Annotated in this window: 17 protein-coding genes; 14 read left to right on the forward strand and 3 right to left on the reverse strand. The window is 73.0% G+C overall.

Going from position 1 to position 17,253, the window contains the following annotated elements; genetic code table 11:
* Positions 1–124 precede the first annotated feature (124 nt).
* From lepB to HS99_RS25850, 8 genes are all read left to right on the forward strand, one after another.
* Entirely contained in the window at positions 125–880 is a 756-nt protein-coding gene (gene lepB, locus HS99_RS25815) for a signal peptidase I (RefSeq protein WP_078938977.1), read from the forward strand.
* A gap of 112 nt (positions 881–992) precedes the next feature.
* Positions 993–1,466 (forward strand): NUDIX hydrolase, encoded by a 474-nt coding sequence (locus tag HS99_RS25820; RefSeq protein ID WP_030287965.1) that lies wholly within the window; start codon positions 993–995, stop codon positions 1,464–1,466.
* 54 nt (positions 1,467–1,520) lie between these two features.
* On the forward strand, positions 1,521–1,847 hold the full coding sequence (locus HS99_RS25825; protein WP_030056781.1) for a DUF2469 domain-containing protein: 327 nt from the start codon (positions 1,521–1,523) through the stop codon (positions 1,845–1,847).
* A 168-nt stretch (positions 1,848–2,015) separates the two neighbouring features.
* Positions 2,016–2,519 carry a YraN family protein gene (locus HS99_RS25830; RefSeq protein WP_370863300.1) on the forward strand — a complete coding sequence of 168 codons (504 nt, stop codon included), beginning with the start codon at positions 2,016–2,018 and terminating at the stop codon, positions 2,517–2,519.
* 1 nt (position 2,520) lies between these two features.
* Complete coding sequence (locus tag HS99_RS25835) at positions 2,521–4,230, forward strand: YifB family Mg chelatase-like AAA ATPase (protein WP_078938976.1); 1,710 nt, start codon at positions 2,521–2,523, stop codon at positions 4,228–4,230.
* 101 nt (positions 4,231–4,331) lie between these two features.
* Positions 4,332–5,465 carry a DNA-processing protein DprA gene (gene dprA / locus HS99_RS25840; protein ID WP_030554853.1) on the forward strand — a complete coding sequence of 378 codons (1,134 nt, stop codon included), beginning with the start codon at positions 4,332–4,334 and terminating at the stop codon, positions 5,463–5,465.
* A 618-nt stretch (positions 5,466–6,083) separates the two neighbouring features.
* Positions 6,084–6,926: an RNA polymerase sigma factor WhiG gene (gene whiG / locus HS99_RS25845; protein ID WP_046386902.1), complete on the forward strand. Its 843-nt coding sequence runs from the start codon at positions 6,084–6,086 to the stop codon at positions 6,924–6,926.
* Between the two features lie 112 nt (positions 6,927–7,038).
* A complete protein-coding gene (locus HS99_RS25850) occupies positions 7,039–7,623 on the forward strand; it encodes a TetR/AcrR family transcriptional regulator (protein ID WP_030287958.1) in 585 nt (194 codons plus the stop codon).
* Positions 7,624–7,711: 88 nt separating this feature from the next.
* On the opposite strand, the gene HS99_RS46965 is transcribed toward HS99_RS25850, so the two are convergent.
* The gene (locus HS99_RS46965; RefSeq protein ID WP_232543256.1) at positions 7,712–8,113 is read right to left on the reverse strand and encodes a M23 family metallopeptidase; all 402 of its coding nucleotides are present in this window, start codon (positions 8,111–8,113) and stop codon (positions 7,712–7,714) included.
* 843 nt (positions 8,114–8,956) lie between these two features.
* Here HS99_RS46965 and rpsB point away from each other — a divergent pair.
* The 6 genes from rpsB to rlmN all read left to right on the forward strand — a co-directional run bounded on the left by rpsB (position 8,957) and on the right by rlmN (position 15,197).
* The gene (gene rpsB, locus HS99_RS25860) at positions 8,957–9,817 is read left to right on the forward strand and encodes a 30S ribosomal protein S2 (RefSeq protein ID WP_030557940.1); all 861 of its coding nucleotides are present in this window, start codon (positions 8,957–8,959) and stop codon (positions 9,815–9,817) included.
* A gap of 129 nt (positions 9,818–9,946) precedes the next feature.
* On the forward strand, positions 9,947–10,786 hold the full coding sequence (tsf, locus tag HS99_RS25865; protein WP_030290412.1) for a translation elongation factor Ts: 840 nt from the start codon (positions 9,947–9,949) through the stop codon (positions 10,784–10,786).
* 261 nt (positions 10,787–11,047) lie between these two features.
* Positions 11,048–11,812 (forward strand): UMP kinase, encoded by a 765-nt coding sequence (gene pyrH / locus HS99_RS25870; protein WP_030290413.1) that lies wholly within the window; start codon positions 11,048–11,050, stop codon positions 11,810–11,812.
* 96 nt (positions 11,813–11,908) lie between these two features.
* The gene (frr, locus tag HS99_RS25875) at positions 11,909–12,466 is read left to right on the forward strand and encodes a ribosome recycling factor (RefSeq protein WP_030290414.1); all 558 of its coding nucleotides are present in this window, start codon (positions 11,909–11,911) and stop codon (positions 12,464–12,466) included.
* Between the two features lie 299 nt (positions 12,467–12,765).
* Entirely contained in the window at positions 12,766–14,022 is a 1,257-nt protein-coding gene (locus HS99_RS25880; protein WP_078938894.1) for a phosphatidate cytidylyltransferase, read from the forward strand.
* A 74-nt stretch (positions 14,023–14,096) separates the two neighbouring features.
* Entirely contained in the window at positions 14,097–15,197 is a 1,101-nt protein-coding gene (gene rlmN, locus HS99_RS25885) for a dual-specificity RNA methyltransferase RlmN (RefSeq protein ID WP_030290416.1), read from the forward strand.
* An 87-nt stretch (positions 15,198–15,284) separates the two neighbouring features.
* Here rlmN and HS99_RS25890 read toward each other — a convergent pair whose 3' ends face one another.
* The gene (locus HS99_RS25890; protein WP_050366560.1) at positions 15,285–16,436 is read right to left on the reverse strand and encodes a hypothetical protein; all 1,152 of its coding nucleotides are present in this window, start codon (positions 16,434–16,436) and stop codon (positions 15,285–15,287) included.
* A 27-nt stretch (positions 16,437–16,463) separates the two neighbouring features.
* On the reverse strand, positions 16,464–17,213 hold the full coding sequence (locus tag HS99_RS25895) for an ABC transporter ATP-binding protein (protein ID WP_030598989.1): 750 nt from the start codon (positions 17,211–17,213) through the stop codon (positions 16,464–16,466).
* Between the last annotated feature and the right edge of the window lie 40 nt (positions 17,214–17,253).

Here is a 17,253-nt window from a genome sequence, read left to right on the forward strand (position 1 = left end):
CTCTTGCGCGGGCCGTGGTACCGACGAGTAATCTGCTCGGACGTGCCACGGCCCGTCGGCGTTCGCGCCCGAGCCACCGGCGTGCCAGTGGTGTTCTCCGGTCGGCCAGAGGTGGACGGTGTCGATGAGCAGTGTCGTGGAACAGTCGGCCGACCACCCGGAGACGCCGGCCCGGTCCGGTCGCCGGGCCGCCGCGGTGCTGCAGGGCATCGCGCTCGCGCTGGGGCTGCTGATGATGATCGGCGGCTTCGTCCTCATCGCGGTCGACTACCGGCCGTACAAGATCCCCACCACCTCGATGCACCCGACGCTCCAGGCCGGCGACACCGTGCTCGCCCGCAAGACCGACGGCGGCACCATCGGCCGGGGCGACGTGGTGGTCTTCCGCGACCAGGCCTGGGGCGGGGAACTCATGGTCAAGCGGGTGGTCGCGGTCGGCGGCGACACCGTCGCCACCACCGCGGACGACCACCGGCTGACGGTCAACGGCAAGCCGGTGGACGAGCCGTACCTCGCGACCCAGGGCCGTCAGGGCGAGTCGTTCAGCGTGACGGTGCCGCAGGGGCGGCTGTTCCTGCTCGGCGACAACCGGGTCGGCTCGCTCGACTCCCGCACCCACCTGGAGGCCGACGGCGGGACCGTCCCGGCCACCGAGGTCGAGGCCAGGGTCGAGGCCACTCTGCTTCCGTTCGGCCGGACCGGCCTGCTGGACCGGACCACGGCCTTCGACGGCTTCGCGGGCCCGAAGGCCGCCGAGCCCGGGCCGCTGGAGCCGGCCGCCTACGCGAGCGTTGCGGGCGCGGCGCTGATCGTCGTGACCTCGGCGGTGGGCGGGGTGGCGGGCCTGGCGCGCCGGATCCGCCGGGGGCGCAGCTCCTGACCGCGGCTGTTGCCGGCCGGGCCGCTGTGCCGAACATCGCCCCGGACGGACGCGCCGGGTGGCAGGATCGGTAGCGCCACCGATGCGAACGGAAGGAGCGTGGAGCGCTGCCATGACTGCACAGCGTCGCAGGGCCGCGCGGATCCTGCTGCTGGACGGGCTGGACCGCATCCTCCTCTTCCTGGGCGCCGATCCGGCGGTGCCCGGCGAGACGTGGTGGTTCACGCCCGGCGGCGGCTTGGAGCCGGGGGAGGACGTGCGCGAGGCGGCCGAGCGGGAGCTCGCGGAGGAGACCGGCTTGCGGGGTGTGGACCTGGGGCCCTTGGTGGCGTACGGCACGGTGTCGTTCTCCTTTCGGGGGCGGCGCTACGAGCAGGAGCAGTGGTTCCATCTGGCCCGGACCGCGGAGACGGGTCTGGACCACGCGGGCATGGGCGAGGACGAGCACGCCCAGCTGCTCGCGGCGCGCTGGTGGACGGTCGAGGAACTGCGGGGGACGGCCGAGACGGTCTACCCGGCCGGACTGGGGGACTTCCTGGGACGACTGCTGGCAGAGGGCCCGCCGGTCGATCCGGTACGGCTCTGAGCGTGGGTGCGGTGGTCCACAATGGGTGGACTGACAAGTTGAGGGGACGCCTGGATGAGTGCCGAAGATCTCGAGAAGTACGAGACCGAGATGGAGCTCAAGCTCTACCGGGAGTACCGGGACGTCGTCGGCCTGTTCAAGTACGTGATCGAGACCGAACGAAGGTTCTACCTCACCAACGACTACGAGCTGCAGGTGCACTCGGTCCAGGGCGAGGTGTTCTTCGAGGTGTCGATGGCGGATGCGTGGGTCTGGGACATGTACCGGCCGGCCCGGTTCGTCCGCAAGGTCCGGGTGCTGACCTTCAAGGACGTGAACATCGAGGAACTCGCGAAGAGCGATCTGGAGCTGCCCTCGGACGAGTCCGGCTTCGGGAACTGACGTTGGACGACTCCGTCCCGCGTTGTCCAGCCGAATTTCGTCAGGCGGGGGCTTCTCACTCCTGCGGGTGACAAGAGTTATCCACAGGTCGGGGTTATCCACAGGGAAACGGAATTTCCCGGCCCCGGTGCGCACGGTGGTGCAGCCTCCTCGGCGGAGGTGGTCACCGTGCAGAACACCATCGTGCAGGACCAGGCCGTACCGAATGCGGCCGCAACCGGGGCGGACGGCGCAGCCGAGCCGGGCCGCAGCACCAGGATCGGGCTCGGCCGCTACGGGGAGCGGGTCGCCGCCCGTCACCTCGCGGAGTCCGGACTCCGCATCCTCGACCGCAACTGGCGCTGCGCCGAGGGCGAGCTGGACATCGTCGCCCTCGACGGCGACACCGTCGCCGTCTGCGAGGTGAAGACCCGCTCCGAGCGGGGCTTCCAACAACCCAGCGAGGCCATCGACCGGGCCAAGGCCGCCCGGCTGCAACGGCTCGCCGAGCGCTGGCTGGCCGAGCGCTGGCCCGGGCACTTCGCCCGCCTGGCCGGGCCCGGGTACGACCCCGGGCCGTCCGATCCGCAGTGGCCGCCCGCCCCACCGGGAGGGGTGCGGATCGATCTGGTGGCCGTGGTCAACCGGGCGCGGGGTGCAGCCGTGGTCGACCACCTGCGGGGGGTGGTCTGAGATGGCCTTCGCCCGCACCTGTTCCGTCGCGCTGGTCGGGGTCGACGGGGTGATCGTCGAGGTCCAGGCCGATCTGGAGCCCGGGGTGGCCGCGTTCACCCTGGTCGGTCTGCCCGACAAGGCGCTCACCGAGGCCCGGGACCGGGTCCGCGCCGCGGTCTGCAACAGCGGCGAGGCCTGGCCGCAGCGCAAGCTGACCGTCGGCCTCAGCCCCGCCTCGGTGCCCAAGAGCGGCAGCGGCTTCGACCTCGCGGTGGCGTGTGCCGTGCTGGCCGCCGCCGAGCGGCTCGACCCCTCCTCCATCGCCGACCTGCTGCTCATCGGCGAGCTGGGGCTGGACGGCCGGGTGCGGCCGGTCCGCGGGGTGCTGCCGTCGGTGCTGGCCGCCGCCGACGCCGGGTACGAACGGGTCGTGGTCGCCGAGCAGACGGCGCCCGAGGCCTCGCTCGTTCCGGGGGTGACGGCGATCGGGGTGCGCAGCCTGCGCCAACTCGTCGCCGTGCTGACCGGGGCGGTGGAACCGGAAGAGCCGTCCGAGCGGATCGGCGGCCGGCCGGATCCGCTGATGGCCGGACTCATGCTCCCCAGCGCGGGGGTCCGGGGCCTGCCCGACGACCGGACGCTGCGGCTCGACATGGCCGACGTGGCCGGTCAGTACGAGGCCCGGCGAGCCCTGGAGATCGCCGCGGCCGGAGGGCACCACCTCTACCTCAAGGGGCCACCGGGGGCGGGCAAGACGATGCTGGCGGAGCGACTGCCCTCGCTGCTCCCGCCGCTGACCCAGAAGGAGGCGTTGGAGGTCACCGCCGTCCATTCGGTGGCGGGCCTGCTCCCGGTCGGACGCCCGCTGATCGACACCGCGCCCTACTGCGCCCCGCACCACTCCACCACGATGCCCGCGATCGTCGGTGGCGGCAGTGGCCTGCCGAGACCGGGGGCGGTGTCCCTCGCCCACCGGGGCGTGCTCTTCCTGGACGAGGCGCCCGAGTTCCCCGTGCGGGTGCTCGACGCGCTTCGCCAGCCGCTGGAGTCGGGCGAGGTGGTGATCGCCCGCTCGGCCGGATCGCTGCGGCTCCCGGCCCGGTTCCTCCTGTGCCTGGCCGCGAACCCCTGTCCGTGCGGCCGGTACTCGCGGCGGGGCGAGGGCTGTGAGTGCACCCCGGCCATGGTCAGCCGGTACCAGGGGCGGCTGTCCGGGCCGCTGCTGGACCGGGTCGACCTCCAGGTCCAGGTCGCCCCGGTGACCAGGATCGAGCTCATGGAGCGGGACGCCACGGCGGAGAGCACCGAGACCGTCGCGGCCCGGGTGCTGGCAGCCCGGGAGCGCGCGGCGGCCCGGCTGGAGCACACCCCCTGGCGGACCAACGCGGAGGTGCCCGGCCACGAACTGCGGACCCGCTGGCAGCTCGGCGCCGGCGCTCTCAACGACGCCGCGCGCCAGTTGGAGCGCGGCCTGCTGACCGCCCGCGGCCTGGACCGGGTGCTGAGGGTCGCCTGGACGGTTGCCGATCTGGCCGGCCGTGACCGGCCGGACCAACAGGACGTGCGCACCGCCCTCGTCCTGCGCACCGGAGTCGAGCAGGGGGTCCCGCTCTCCGGGCGCGTCCACGGGCGGCTCGGGAGCCTCCCGGCCCAGTGTCGGCGCGGCCCGGACGACGACTGGCCCGGAACGCGGACGGAACCCGCGGCGAACGACGAGGAGGCGGTATGAACCAGCTGTTGGGACACACAGCCCAGACGCCCCAGGCACCCCAAACACCTCAGGCATCCCGGGCATCTCAGGCGCCCCGCGCGGCCGCGGCGGGCCCGCCGTTGGCCCCGCAGGAATCGGAGCGCCTCGCCCGGGTCCTGCTCAACCGGCTCAGCGAACCGGGCGACGCGGTGGTCGGCCGCTGGCTCCGCGAACTCCCGGCGGTGGAGGTGGTCCGGGCGATTCGGGACGGAGATGTCCCCGACCACCCAGGGCTGGACTCCGCCCGGCTGGCCGCCTACCAGGCGCGGCTCCCCGGCCTGGCCCCGGCGGACGACCTGAAACGGGTACGGGACGCCGGTGGACGCTTCATCATTCCGGGGGACACCGAATGGCCCAGTCAACTGGACGACCTCGGCGACGGACGCCCGATCGGGCTCTGGACCACCGGCACCGGTTCGCTGCGGCTGCTCGCCCTCCGCTCGGTCGCGCTGGTGGGCTCGCGGGCCTGCACGGCCTACGGCGCCCACGTCGCGGGTGAGCTCTCGGCACAACTGGCCGAGCGCGGCTGGGTCGTGGTGTCCGGAGCCGCGTACGGGATCGACGCGGCGGCCCACCGCGGGGCGCTGGCAGTGGGTGGGATGACCGTCGCCGTGCTCGCCTGTGGGGTCGACGTCGCCTATCCGAAGGGGAACGCCGAACTGATCCGGCGGATCGGCGTCCAGGGGCTGTTGGTCAGCGAACTCCCGCCCGGGGAACACCCGAACCGCTTCCGCTTCGTGCTCCGCAACCGCGTCATCGCGGCGCTGACCCGGGGCACCGTGGTGGTCGAGGCAGCCCTGCGCAGCGGAGCCCTGAGTACGGCCAGACGGGCGCGTGACCTCAACCGTCACACCATGGGTGTGGCCGGCCCCGTCACCTCGGAGCTCTCCGCCGGGGTGCACGCCCTCATCCGCAGCGGCGGCGCCACGCTGGTCACCGACGCCACCGAGATCACCGACCTGGTCGGCGCGATCGGGGACGACCTGGCTCCGCAGCGCAGCGGCCCGGTGCTGCCGCGGGACCTGCTGGAGCCTGCGGTGGCCCGGGTGCTGGAGGCCGTCCCGGCCACGGCGGAGGGCGCTCCGGTCGAGCGACTGGCCCGCCAATCCGGACTTCCGCCGGACGAAGTCCTCCAGCGGCTCTACGAGTTGGTCTCACTCGGCTTCGTGGAGCGACACGGTGCGCACTGGCGCGTGGTACGGAGGAGGAGGTGATCGCCGAAAGGGCGAACATGGGTTCGCCCGGGGAAGGCGACCCGCGACGGTCCTGCTGACCCGCTGATCCGGTTCTCCCGCTCGTACGGCCGGATCCGGTGGGCGAAGGCCACCGGATCGAGGGACGACCGAGCGGTGGTAGCGCTTTGCAGTGAGTCGGTCACGCTACGCTCCACATGCCTTCCCTATCAGCACATGACTCGGCAGAACGGCGCAGACCAACGTATGCCCACACACATTCCCGGACACAGAGTGACCGGTGGCGCCCGGTCCTCGGGAGGGCCGCGGACCGAGCGGCGCCCCGTGACCGAGTACCCGCCCAAATCGGCGGGGACGATGGGAGGCCTGTCGCGCCAGGGCGGCCGGCCGACGGTGGTGCCTGGACAGCCGGCCGACGCGGCCAGGGACGCCGATGCTGTGCCCGACGCAGATGCCGCGCCCGGTACCGACGCCGCTTCCAGCGCCGGCGTGCCCCCGGGAGCGGAGCCGGCGCACGGCACCGGGGCGCGCCACCACGCCGGGGCGGTCGCCGAGGCGGACGCGCCCGATGGTGCGGCCGTCGAACGCGCCCCCGGGCTGCCGTCGAGCGCCCCCGCGCCGGAAGCCACCTCCCCACCCGTGTCCCGGCCCCGCCGGGAACGGGCCGGCGAGGGCGAGCGCAAGGGTGCGGGCTCACCCGCCCGGGACGCCGGCGCCCCGGGGCGCAGCGCGCTCGAAGCGCTCTGGCGCTCGTACAAGGAGACCGGTGACCAGCGGCTGCGGGAGCAGCTGATCCTGCACTACTCACCACTCGTCAAGTACGTGGCCGGTCGGGTCGGGGTCGGTCTGCCCTCCAACGTGGAGCAGGCCGACTTCGTCTCCTCCGGTGTCTTCGGGCTGATCGACGCGATCGAGAAGTTCGATGTCAACCGCGCGATCAAGTTCGAGACCTACGCGATCAGCCGCATCCGCGGCGCGATCATCGACGAACTGCGCGCCCTGGACTGGATCCCCCGTTCGGTGCGGCAGAAGGCGAAGGCCGTCGAACGGACGTACGCGACGCTGGAGGCCCGGCTGCGCCGGACGCCGCACGAGCCCGAGGTCGCGGCCGAGATGGGCATCGCGATCGAGGACCTGCACGCGATCTTCAGTCAGCTGTCGCTCGCCAACGTGGTGGCCCTGGACGAACTGCTCCACCCGGTGGGGGAGGGCGGCGACCGGCTGAGCCTGGTGGACACCCTGGAGGACCACGGCGCGGACGACCCGGTCGAGGTGGCCGAGGACCGAGAGCTGCGCAGACTGCTGGCCCAAGCGGTCAACACCCTCCCCGAGCGGGAGAAGACCGTGGTGACGCTCTACTACTACGAGGGCCTCACCCTTGCCGAGATCGGACAGGTGCTGGGAGTGACGGAGAGCCGGGTGAGCCAGATCCACACCAAGTCCGTCCTCCAGCTGCGCGCCAAGCTCTCGGACATCCGGTAGCCGGTGCCCGGACCGCCCGCCGGTCCCGCCCCTCGCCCGAATACGCGGCGCCGTACCGGTCGCAGGTAGGGCTCCGTACAGTGGGGGCGTGCCGAAGATCCGAGCGGCCACGGTGGCCGAGCATCGCCAGCTGCAGCGGGCAGCCCTCCTCGACGCTGCCCGCACCCTGCTCATCGAGGGCGGCATGGAGGCCCTGACCTTCCCCTCCCTCGCGGCCCGCACCGGGCTGGCGCGCTCCTCGGTCTACGAGTACTTCCGCTCCCGCGCCGCCGTGGTCGAGGCACTGTGCGAGGTGGACTTCCCGCTCTGGGCGGCCGAGATCGAGGCCGGGATGGCGAGCTGCGACACCGCTGCCGGGCGGATCGAGGCGTACGTCCGGGGCCAGCTGGCACTGGCCGGCGACCCGAGGCACCGTGCGGTGATGGCCATCTCGGCGGTGGAACTGGACGAGGCCGCGCGCGAGCGCATCCGGGCGGCGCACGCGGGACTCGCCGGGCTGGTCGTCCAGGCCTTGGAGGACCTCGGCCACGAGCGGCCCCGGCTCGCCGCGGCGCTGCTGCAGGGTGTGGTGGAGGCGGCCGTCCGCCGGGCCGAGCAGTTCGCCGCGGGGGACCGCGCGGGCTGCCCGGTCGAGTCCGCCGAGGCCATCGCCGACGCCGCCGTCTCCCTGGCGCTGCACGGCCTCGACCGCGGCTGAACCGCAGCCCGGACGCTCGATCCGTCCGCCCGTCCGCCCGTCCGCCCGTCCGCCCGTTCGCCTGTCTGCTCCAATCCTCACCCCCTGACTACACCCCTGCGCCACCCCTGCCCAGCGGTAGCAGGCGGGCCCGGCCCGCTCCGAGCAGGGCCAGCGGATCGAGGTAGCGCCCGCCGCGCAGCAGCCCCCAGTGCAGACAGTCGCCCGCGCCGCAGTGGCGCCCGTCCGGGGCCAGTCGGCCGATCACCTGTCCGGCGGCCACCGTGGTACCGACCGGGAGGGTGCCGGTGACGGGCAGATAGGTGGTGCGCAGCGGGGGAGACCCGGACCCCGGATGGGCGACGGTCACCACCGGGCGCCCCGCCACCAGCCCGGAGAACGCGATCACCCCGGCCGCCGCCGCCCGCACCTCCGCCCCGGGCACGGCCGCGAGGTCCACGCCCCGGTGCCCGGCCGCCCAGGGCTTCGCCGGTGGCTCGAAACGCCCCAACAGCCCGCCCGGGCCGCCCACCGGCCAGGCCCGCGCCGCGCCCCGAGGAGAGGCGTCATCCCCAGTCGGAGCGCCCCCGACCGACCCACCCCCGACCGGCCCACCTCCGACCGACCCACCCCCGGCCGGCGCGCCCCCGACCGCCCACCCCACCCCCGGCACCCCAACGACACCCACCAGGGTGAGCGCCACCCCCAGCACCACCCCGGTGCACACCTGTCGGACCCCACTTCGCCCAGTCATGCCCCGAGGCTGACGGCACTCCGCCTCCCACGCCACCCACTTCCGGATACCTGTGGACAAACCGCCCCAGCGCCCGTGCGCCATCCCTCGGACGGGTGTACGGACGCCGCTATCCGGTGTACAAACGGCATACGAGGACCGCTCCAGGGGCAGACCGCCGACCAGTCGGCCGCCGTTCCTCCACCCGCCGCGGCCCCACCCGCCGCAGTCGTTCCCCCAGGCTCCCCCCCCCGGTCATTCGCAGCCCGGCCGCAGACCGGCCGCAGGCCCTCCGGCGCCCGTGAAGTCGCTCGCCGCTCGGCGCTTCCCGTACACTTCACACGCGACCCGGTCCGCCGGGTCGACTTCGCACGCCCCGCCACCGGCGGTCGGACGCGGTTCGTCCGCAGCCCCGCCAGGTGCGAGTGCCGCTCGGTCCGCCGAGCCCGACCGGTCCCCGGACCGAGCGGGTGGAAGCGGCTCGGCACGATCGGGGCGTCAGGCGTGGCTGTCACCTGGCCGCCACGGACAACCGAGACTGACCCGGCCGTAGGCGGCCGCCCGACGGGGAACCCCCGAGGCACCGCCGCAGTCGGGCCGTAACACCTGAGGAGAACGGCCATGGCCGTCGTCACGATGCGGGAGCTGCTGGAGAGCGGCGTCCACTTCGGTCACCAGACCCGCCGCTGGAACCCGAAGATGAAGCGCTTCATCATCACCGAGCGCAACGGCATCTACATCATCGACCTGCTGCAGTCGCTGAACTACATCGACCGCGCCTTCGAGTTCATCAAGGAGACCGTTGCCCACGGCGGCAGCGTCCTCTTCGTCGGCACGAAGAAGCAGGCCCAGGAGGCCATCGCCGAGCAGGCCACCCGCGTGGGCATGCCCTACGTGAACCAGCGCTGGCTCGGCGGCATGCTGACCAACTTCTCGACCGTCTACAAGCGTCTGCAGCGCCTCAAGGAGCTCGGCGAGCTGGACTTCTCGGACGTGGCCGGCTCCGGCCTCACCAAGAAGGAGCTCCTGGTCCTCCAGCGCGAGCACGACAAGCTGGAGAAGACCCTCGGCGGTATCCGCGACATGCAGCGCGTTCCCAGCGCTGTCTGGATCGTGGACACCAAGAAGGAGCACATCGCGGTCGGCGAGGCCCGGAAGCTCAACATCCCGGTCGTCGCCATCCTCGACACCAACTGCGACCCGGACGAGGTCGACTACAAGATCCCGGGCAACGACGACGCGATCCGCTCCGTCACCCTGCTGACCCGCGTGATCGCCGACGCCGTGGCCGAGGGCCTGAAGGCCCGCGCCGGTGTTGCCAAGGGCGACGCCAAGGCCGAGCCGGGCGCCGACCAGCCGCTGGCCGACTGGGAGAAGGACCTCATCGAGGGCGAGAAGAAGGCCGAGGAGGCCGCCCCCGCCGCCGCCGAGGCTCCCGCTGCCGAGGCTCCCGCCGCCGAGGCGCCGGCCGAGCAGGCCTGACGTACCAAGGGTGAGGGGCAGCCGCCGGTACCACGCCGGCGGGTGCCCCTCTCTCCCGCGCCGGGGCCGAACCATCGGTCCCGGCGCATCCCCACGCAGACACGCGAGACGCGAGAAGAGATTCACACCATGGCGAACTTCACCGCCGCGGACGTCAAGAAGCTCCGTGAGCTCACCGGCGCCGGCATGATGGACTGCAAGAAGGCCCTGGACGAGGCCGAGGGCAACGTCGAGAAGGCCGTCGAGCTCCTGCGCATCAAGGGCCAGAAGGGCGTTGCCAAGCGCGAGGGCCGTGACGCCTCCAACGGCGCCGTCGCCGCGCTGATCGCCGAGGACAAGAAGTCCGGCGTCCTGGTCGAGCTGAACTGCGAGACCGACTTCGTCGCCAAGGGTGACAACTTCGTCAAGGTCGCCGACGCGATCGCCGCCCACGTCGCCAAGAGCGCCCCGGCCGACCTGGACGCCGCCCTGGCTTCCGAGATCGAGGCCGGCAAGACCGTCCAGCAGTTCGTGGACGAGGCCAACGCGACCCTGGGCGAGAAGATCGTCTTCCGTCGCTTCGCCCAGTTCGACGGTGACGGCTTCGTCGCGGTCTACCTGCACAAGACCAGCCCCGACCTGCCGCCGGCCGTCGGCGTCCTGGTCGAGCTGGACAAGGAGAACGCCGAGGTCGCCAAGGACGTCGCGCAGCACATCGCCGCCTTCGCGCCGAAGTACCTGTCCCGCGAGGAGATCCCGGCCGAGGAGCTGGAGAACGAGCGCCGCGTCGCCGAGGCCACCGCTCGCGAGGAGGGCAAGCCGGAGGCCGCCCTGCCGAAGATCGTCGAGGGTCGCGTCACCGGCTTCGTGAAGGAGAACTCCGTCCTGGAGCAGGCCTTCGCGAAGGACAACAAGAAGACCGTCGCCAAGGTCCTCGAAGAGGCCGGCGTCAGCCTCAAGCGCTTCGCCCGCTTCCGCGTCGGCGCCTGAGCCACGTTCCACCTGGTCCCCGGCCCCTCTAGGCTGGGAACCGCCCCCGCCCACTGACCGGGGCGGGCGGAACGCCGAACGGGCTCACCCAGCGCCAACCGTCCATGGGCGGGCCGCTTCGGCACCATGAACGACGAGGAGGCCATTGCCGTGCAGGACACCGAACCGGTTCCCGCGGCAGTGGCCTCCTCGCGTGTACGCGCAGGCCGGGTATCCGCACACCCAGGCCTGTGAGCCAGCAGGTGCAAAAAGGAGAAGTCCATGCAGGAGACGCAGGAGACCGCGCAGGACACCGAGGCGGGCTCGCGTCGCCGGGTGCTGCTCAAGCTGTCCGGTGAAGCCTTCGCCGGCGGTGGCGGGCTCGGCGTGGACCCGGACGTCGTGCACGCGATCGCCCGCGAGATCGCCACGGTCGTCCGCGCCGGTACCGAGGTCGCGGTGGTCATCGGCGGGGGCAACTTCTTCCGGGGCGCGGAGCTGCAGGTCCGCGGCATGGACCGGGCCCGCTCGGACTACATGGGCATGCTCGGCACCGTCATGAACTGCCTGGCGCTGCAGGACTTCCTGGTCAAGGAAGGCATCGAGACCCGGGTCCAGACCGCCATCACCATGGGCCAGGTCGCCGAGCCGTACCTGCCGCTGCGCGCCGTCCGGCACCTGGAGAAGGGCCGCGTGGTGATCTTCGGCGCCGGTATGGGCATGCCGTACTTCTCCACCGACACCACGGCCGTCCAGCGCGCCCTGGAGATCCACGCCGACGTCCTGCTGATGGGCAAGAACGGCGTGGACGGCGTCTACGACTCCGACCCCCGGACCAACCCGGACGCGGTGAAGTTCGACGCGCTGGAGTACTCCGAGGTCATCGCGCGCGACCTCAAGGTCGCCGACCTCACCGCGATCACGCTGTGCAAGGACAACAATCTCCCGATGCTGGTCTTCGAGCTGCTGGCGGAGGGCAATATCGCGCGTGCGGTGAAGAGTGAGAAGATCGGCACACTCATCAGCCAGGATTCCGTCCGGGCCTGAGCAGCAGCCAGCCGTACGGGACGGCGTCCGCCGCGACCGGCCCCGATGCCGACACCGGTCGGGACAACAGCAGATGAACCGGACAGGGAGATCACAGTGATCGAAGAGACCCTCCTCGAGGCCGAGGAGAAGATGGAGAAGGCCGTCGTCGTCGCCAAGGACGACCTCGCGGCCATCCGCACCGGCCGTGCCCACCCGGCGATGTTCGCCAAGATCGTCGCCGAGTACTACGGCGCCGTGACGCCGATCAACCAGCTGGCCTCGTTCTCGGTGCCGGAACCCCGGATGGCGGTCGTCTCGCCGTTCGACAAGACCGCTCTGAAGGCCATCGAGCAGGCGATCCGCGACTCGGACCTGGGCGTCAACCCGTCGAACGACGGCTCCATCATCCGGGTCGTGCTGCCCGAGCTGACCGAGGAGCGCCGCCGCGAGTTCATCAAGATCGCCCGCGGCAAGGGCGAGGACGCCAAGGTCTCGATCCGCGCGGTGCGCCGCAAGGCCAAGGACGCCATCGACAAGCTGGTCAAGGACGGCGAGGTCGGCGAGGACGACGGCCGTCGCGCCGAGAAGGAGCTCGACGACACCACGGCCAAGTACGTGGCGATGGTCGACGAGCTGCTGAAGCACAAGGAAGCCGAGCTGCTCGAGGTCTGATGAACGACGCCCCTGACGCCCCTGGCTACTGGGGCCCGTCCGACCAGCAGTTCCAGCCCTACCGCCCGGCGCCGCAGTCGCAGGCACCCCGTACCCCGGCCCACCCGGCGCCGGGGTACGGCGAGCGCCCGGAGCCGGACCAGGGCCTGCCCCTCCCGGGACACCCCGGCCACCCGGGCGGCCGGACGGCCGCCCAGCAGGGTGCGCCGGGTGCCGCCCCGGGGGACCGGGGCCTCCGTTCGGATCACTCGCAGCAGCCTCCGGTGTACTGGGGCGGCGACGCGGAGGAGACTCAGGTCATGCCTCCCGTACCGGCCGATCCCGGCCCGCACTCCGGTGCGCCCGGTCAGTATTCGGGCCCGGGGCGGCCGCCGGGTCCGGGTCGGCCGCCGATCCCCGGTCGGCACGCGGCGCCCGGACGGCCGCCGGCCACCGGTGGGCCGGTCGACCCCGCCGCGGACCGGTCCCGGGAGGCCGGCCGACCCGGTGGCCCGATGTTCCGGGACGAGCAGCCCGAGCCGGCGCCGCCCGGCTTGACGGAGACGGTCGTGCTGCGCGCGATAACCGACGACGTCCCCTCCGCCCCCGGCCGCGGCGCCCCGCCGCACCCGGGGGCTCCGGTGCATCCCGCGCCGCCGCAGAGCCACCGGGCGGCCGGGCAGCCCCCCTTCGTGCCGTCGTTCCATCCAGGGCAGGAGACACCAGTGGCCGCCCAGCCCGCCCCGCAGCCGGAGCCTCGCAAGCAGCGCGGCGGCCGTAACCTCCAGGCCGCCATAGGCGTGGGGGTGGGCCTCGGCGCGGTGATCGTCGCCTCGCTGTTCGTGGTGAAGGCGCTGTTCCTGTTCGTCGTGATGGCTGCGGTGGCGGTCGGCAGCTGGGAGCTGACCACCCGGCTCGCCGAGCGCAAGCAGATCAAGGCCCCGCTGGTCCCGCTGGTGGTGGGCGGCGTCGCGATGGTCGCCTGCGGCTACTGGGCGGGCGTCCAGTGGGCCGCGGCCGCGCTGGCGCTGACCGGGCTGGCGGTGATGGTCTGGCGGATGGCCCAGCCGCCGGAGAACTACCTCCGGGACATAACGGCGGGTGTGTTCACCGCCTTCTACGTGCCGTTCCTGGCGACCTTCGTGGCGATGATGCTGGCGGCCGACGACGGGCCCCAACGGATCGTGCTCTTCCTGATCGTCACGATCTGCAGCGACACCGGCGCCTACGCGGTGGGCTACAAGTTCGGCAGGACCAAGCTGGCCCCGACGATCAGCCCCGGCAAGACCCGTGAGGGCCTGGCCGGCGGCATCGGCCTGTCGATGCTGGCGGGCGCCGTACTGATGCAGCTGATCATCGACGGCGGCAGCTGGTGGCAGGGCCTGATCCTGGGCGGCTGCGCGGCGGTCACCGCGACCCTCGGCGACCTGGGCGAGTCGATGATCAAGCGGGACCTCGGGATCAAGGACATGGGCACCCTGCTGCCCGGTCACGGCGGCATCATGGACCGGCTGGACTCGCTGCTGCCGACCGCCCCGGTGGTCTGGCTGCTGCTGGCCGCCTTCGTCGGAAGCTGACCGGAGCGCGGTGAGACGGGGCCCCGGACGCCTGGCGTCCGGGGCCTCCGCGCGTCTGCGACACTGGAACAACCATGCCTAAGCCCGGAGAACTCACCTTTGTCGCGCCGCGCGGCGCAAAGCCCCCGCGACACCTCGCCGACCTGAGCCCCGCCGAGCGCAAGGAGGCCGTCGCCGAGCTGGGCGAGCAGCCGTTCCGCGCCAAGCAGCTCTCCAACCACTACTTCGGCCGGATGTCGAACGACCCGGCGAGCTGGACGGACATCCCCGCCGCCAGCCGGGAGAAGCTCACCGAGAGCCTGCTGCCCGAGCTGATGTCGGTGGTGCGGCACGTCTCCTGCGACGACGACACCACCCGCAAGACGCTGTGGAAGCTGTTCGACGGCACGCTCGTCGAGTCGGTGCTGATGCGCTACCCCGACCGCGTCACCATGTGCATCAGCTCGCAGGCCGGCTGCGGCATGAACTGCCCGTTCTGTGCCACCGGTCAGGCCGGGCTGACCCGGAACCTGTCCACCGGCGAGATCGTCGAGCAGATCGCCGCCGGGATGCGCGCGCTCAAGGCCGGGGAGATCCCGGGCGGCGAGGCGCGGCTGTCCAACGTGGTCTTCATGGGCATGGGCGAGCCGCTGGCCAACTACAACCGGGTGCTGGCCGCGATCCGCCGGCTGACCGACCCGGCGCCGGACGGCTTCGGCCTGTCGCAGCGCGGCATCACCGTCTCCACCGTCGGTCTCGTCCCGGCGATGAACCGGCTGGCCGACGAGGGCCTCAGCTGCCGCCTGGCGCTGTCGCTGCACGCCCCGGACGACGAGCTGCGCGACGAGCTGGTCCCGGTGAACACCCGGTGGAAGGTCGCCGAGGTGCTGGACGCGGCCTGGAACTACGCGGAGAAGTCCGGCCGCCGGATCTCCATCGAGTACGCGCTGATCAAGGACATCAACGACCAGGCGTGGCGCGCGGACCTGCTCGGCCGGCTGATCAAGAACCACCGGGTGCACGTCAACCTGATCCCGCTGAACCCGACCCCGGGCTCCAAGTGGACGGCCTCCCGTCCGGAGGACGAGCGGGAGTTCGTTCGCCGGCTCCAGTCGCACGGCGTGCCGACGACCGTCCGCGACACCCGCGGCCAGGAGATCGACGGCGCCTGCGGCCAGCTCGCCGCAGCGGGCTGAGCAGGCGGGCTGAGCAGGTGGGCCGAGCCGGCGGGCTGATCAGGCACGCGGGCTCGGCAAGCTGACCGGGCGGGCTGACGGGCTGCCCTACCGCAGTCCTGCGGCCGCCAGCGCGGCGGTCGCCCCGCCGGTCAGCAGCAGCGTGGTGCCCACCGCGAGGGTGCGCAGCGCGACCGCGCCGAACAGCAGCCGGGGCGAGGTGCCGAGACGCAGCAGCGCTTCGGTGACCTCGCGGCGGTCGGTGCGGACCTCCGCGAGCCTGGCGAGCACCGCGGCGGCCGCGCAGCCGAGCACCAGACAGGCCTCGACGGCGGGCAGTGCGTCGGCGCGGTTCGGTGTGCCGATCCAGTACCGGACGGTGGTCAGCACCAGGGCGAGGACCAGGGTGAGCACGGCCAGCGGCGGGCCGAGCCGAGGGGCCTGGGCGGTGAGGCCGCGTCCGGCCAGCAGCCGCAGCGGGGTGGGCCGGCCGACGGCGAGCAGCCGCCCGGTCCAGGCGAGCAGCGGGCCGGTGAGCAGGGCGAGGCCGAGCGCGCCGGCGGCCCAGCCGCCGAGGGCGGCGGTGCTGGTGGTGCCGAGCCCGGCGGGCAGGTGGATCGGGCGACCGTCGGCGGGGGCGCCGGGTCGCAGCGCGATGAGTTCGAGTGCGGCGCCGATCACCACCAGCCCGATGGGCACGGCGATCCGCAGCGGGCCGAAGCCGGTGCGGCCGCGGGTGCGGCCGCCGGGCAGGGTCTCGGCGACGGGCACCGAGCAGGCGGCGGCGATGCCGGCGGTGAGCGGGACCAGGGCGAGCAGGGTGACCGGCGCGGCAGCCGGCAGCGGCACGCCCATGCCGAGGTCGGGAGCGAGCGAGGGCCCGGCGATGTCGTTGCGCAGCACCAGGAAGAGCAGCAGGGTGAGCACGCTGCCGAGGGTGCAGGCGAGGGCGACCTCGCCGGCGATCAGGGTGCGGATCCGCCGGGAGCCGGCCCCGGCGGCGGTGAGCCCGGCGAGTCGTTCGGGCCGCCGGGCGGGCACCGAACGGGCGGCGACGGCCGCGAACCAGGCGACGGCGGCGAGCGGGGGCAGGCACCAGAGCAGTCGCACCAGCGCGTCGGCGCCGCCGATCGGCTCGCTCAGCGCCCGGCCGAGGGAGCGCAGCAGGAAGGCGGCGACGACGGCGGCCGCCAGTGCGGTGAGCAGCCAGCGGCCGAGGTCGGGCACCCGGTAGCCCCGGGCCAGGCGGAGGTAGAACACGTCGACTCTTTCAGCGGCTCGGCCGCGTCAGCGGCGGGTGGCCGTGACGACGGAGGCACCGGCCGGGGCGACGGTGCCGCGCGGGACGGGGGCGGCGGGGGCGGTGATCCGTCCGTCGACGAGGCCGACGGCGCGGTCCGCGAACCGGATGAGCTCGGGGTCGTGGGTGGCCAGGACGAGGGTGAGCTGGTGCGAGCGGGCCGCGCTGGTCAGTATCCGCAGGACCTGCTCGGCTGCCTCGCGGTGCAGCGGGGCGGTGGGGTCGTCGGCGAAGACGACGGGCGGCAGCGGGGCGAGGGCGCGGGCCACGGCGATCCGCTGGCACTGGCTCTGGACCAGCCGGTCGGGGCGGTGCCGGGCGATGTCGCCGACGTCGAGGCGTTCCAGCCACTCGGTGGCGGCGGTGTAGGCGGCCTTGTGGCCGGCGCCGGCGAGCAGCAGCGGCAGGGCGACGTTCTCGCGGGCGGTCAGCTCGGGCACCAGGTGCGGTTCGGAGCCGACGAAGCCGAAGCGGTCGCGGCGCAGCCGTTCTCGGCCGGCCCGGCCGAGGGTGTGCACGGGGGAGCTGTTGAACCAGACCTCGCCCTCGTCGACCGGGAGCTGGGCGGAGAGGCAGCCGAGGAGGGTGCTCTTGCCGGAGCCGCGCGGGCCGGTGACGGCGAGCACCTCCCCCTCGCGGACGCCGATGGAGATGCCGCGCAGGGCGGGGGTGCCGTAGTGGGACTTGACGATCCCTCGGGCCCACAGCACGTCGTTGTCAGGCGGTGCCGCTGACATGAGGTTCCATCCTGGGTGGCCGCAGGGATATGACAGTCGT

Source organism: Kitasatospora aureofaciens, assembly GCF_001188955.3.
Taxonomy (GTDB): domain Bacteria; phylum Actinomycetota; class Actinomycetes; order Streptomycetales; family Streptomycetaceae; genus Kitasatospora; species Kitasatospora aureofaciens.

Coding starts and splice junctions, on each gene's coding strand:
- HS99_RS25825 (WP_030056781.1), top strand. CDS start 1,521: ATGAGTGCCGAAGATCTCGAGAAGTACGAGACCGAGATGGAGCTCAAG.
- HS99_RS25880 (WP_078938894.1), top strand. CDS start 12,766: ATGCCTCCCGTACCGGCCGATCCCGGCCCGCACTCCGGTGCGCCCGGT.
- lepB (WP_078938977.1), top strand. CDS start 125: ATGAGCAGTGTCGTGGAACAGTCGGCCGACCACCCGGAGACGCCGGCC.
- rlmN (WP_030290416.1), top strand. CDS start 14,097: ATGCCTAAGCCCGGAGAACTCACCTTTGTCGCGCCGCGCGGCGCAAAG.
- pyrH (WP_030290413.1), top strand. CDS start 11,048: ATGCAGGAGACGCAGGAGACCGCGCAGGACACCGAGGCGGGCTCGCGT.
- HS99_RS25835 (WP_078938976.1), top strand. CDS start 2,521: ATGGCCTTCGCCCGCACCTGTTCCGTCGCGCTGGTCGGGGTCGACGGG.
- tsf (WP_030290412.1), top strand. CDS start 9,947: ATGGCGAACTTCACCGCCGCGGACGTCAAGAAGCTCCGTGAGCTCACC.
- HS99_RS25820 (WP_030287965.1), top strand. CDS start 993: ATGACTGCACAGCGTCGCAGGGCCGCGCGGATCCTGCTGCTGGACGGG.
- HS99_RS25895 (WP_030598989.1), bottom strand. CDS start 17,213: ATGTCAGCGGCACCGCCTGACAACGACGTGCTGTGGGCCCGAGGGATC.
- rpsB (WP_030557940.1), top strand. CDS start 8,957: ATGGCCGTCGTCACGATGCGGGAGCTGCTGGAGAGCGGCGTCCACTTC.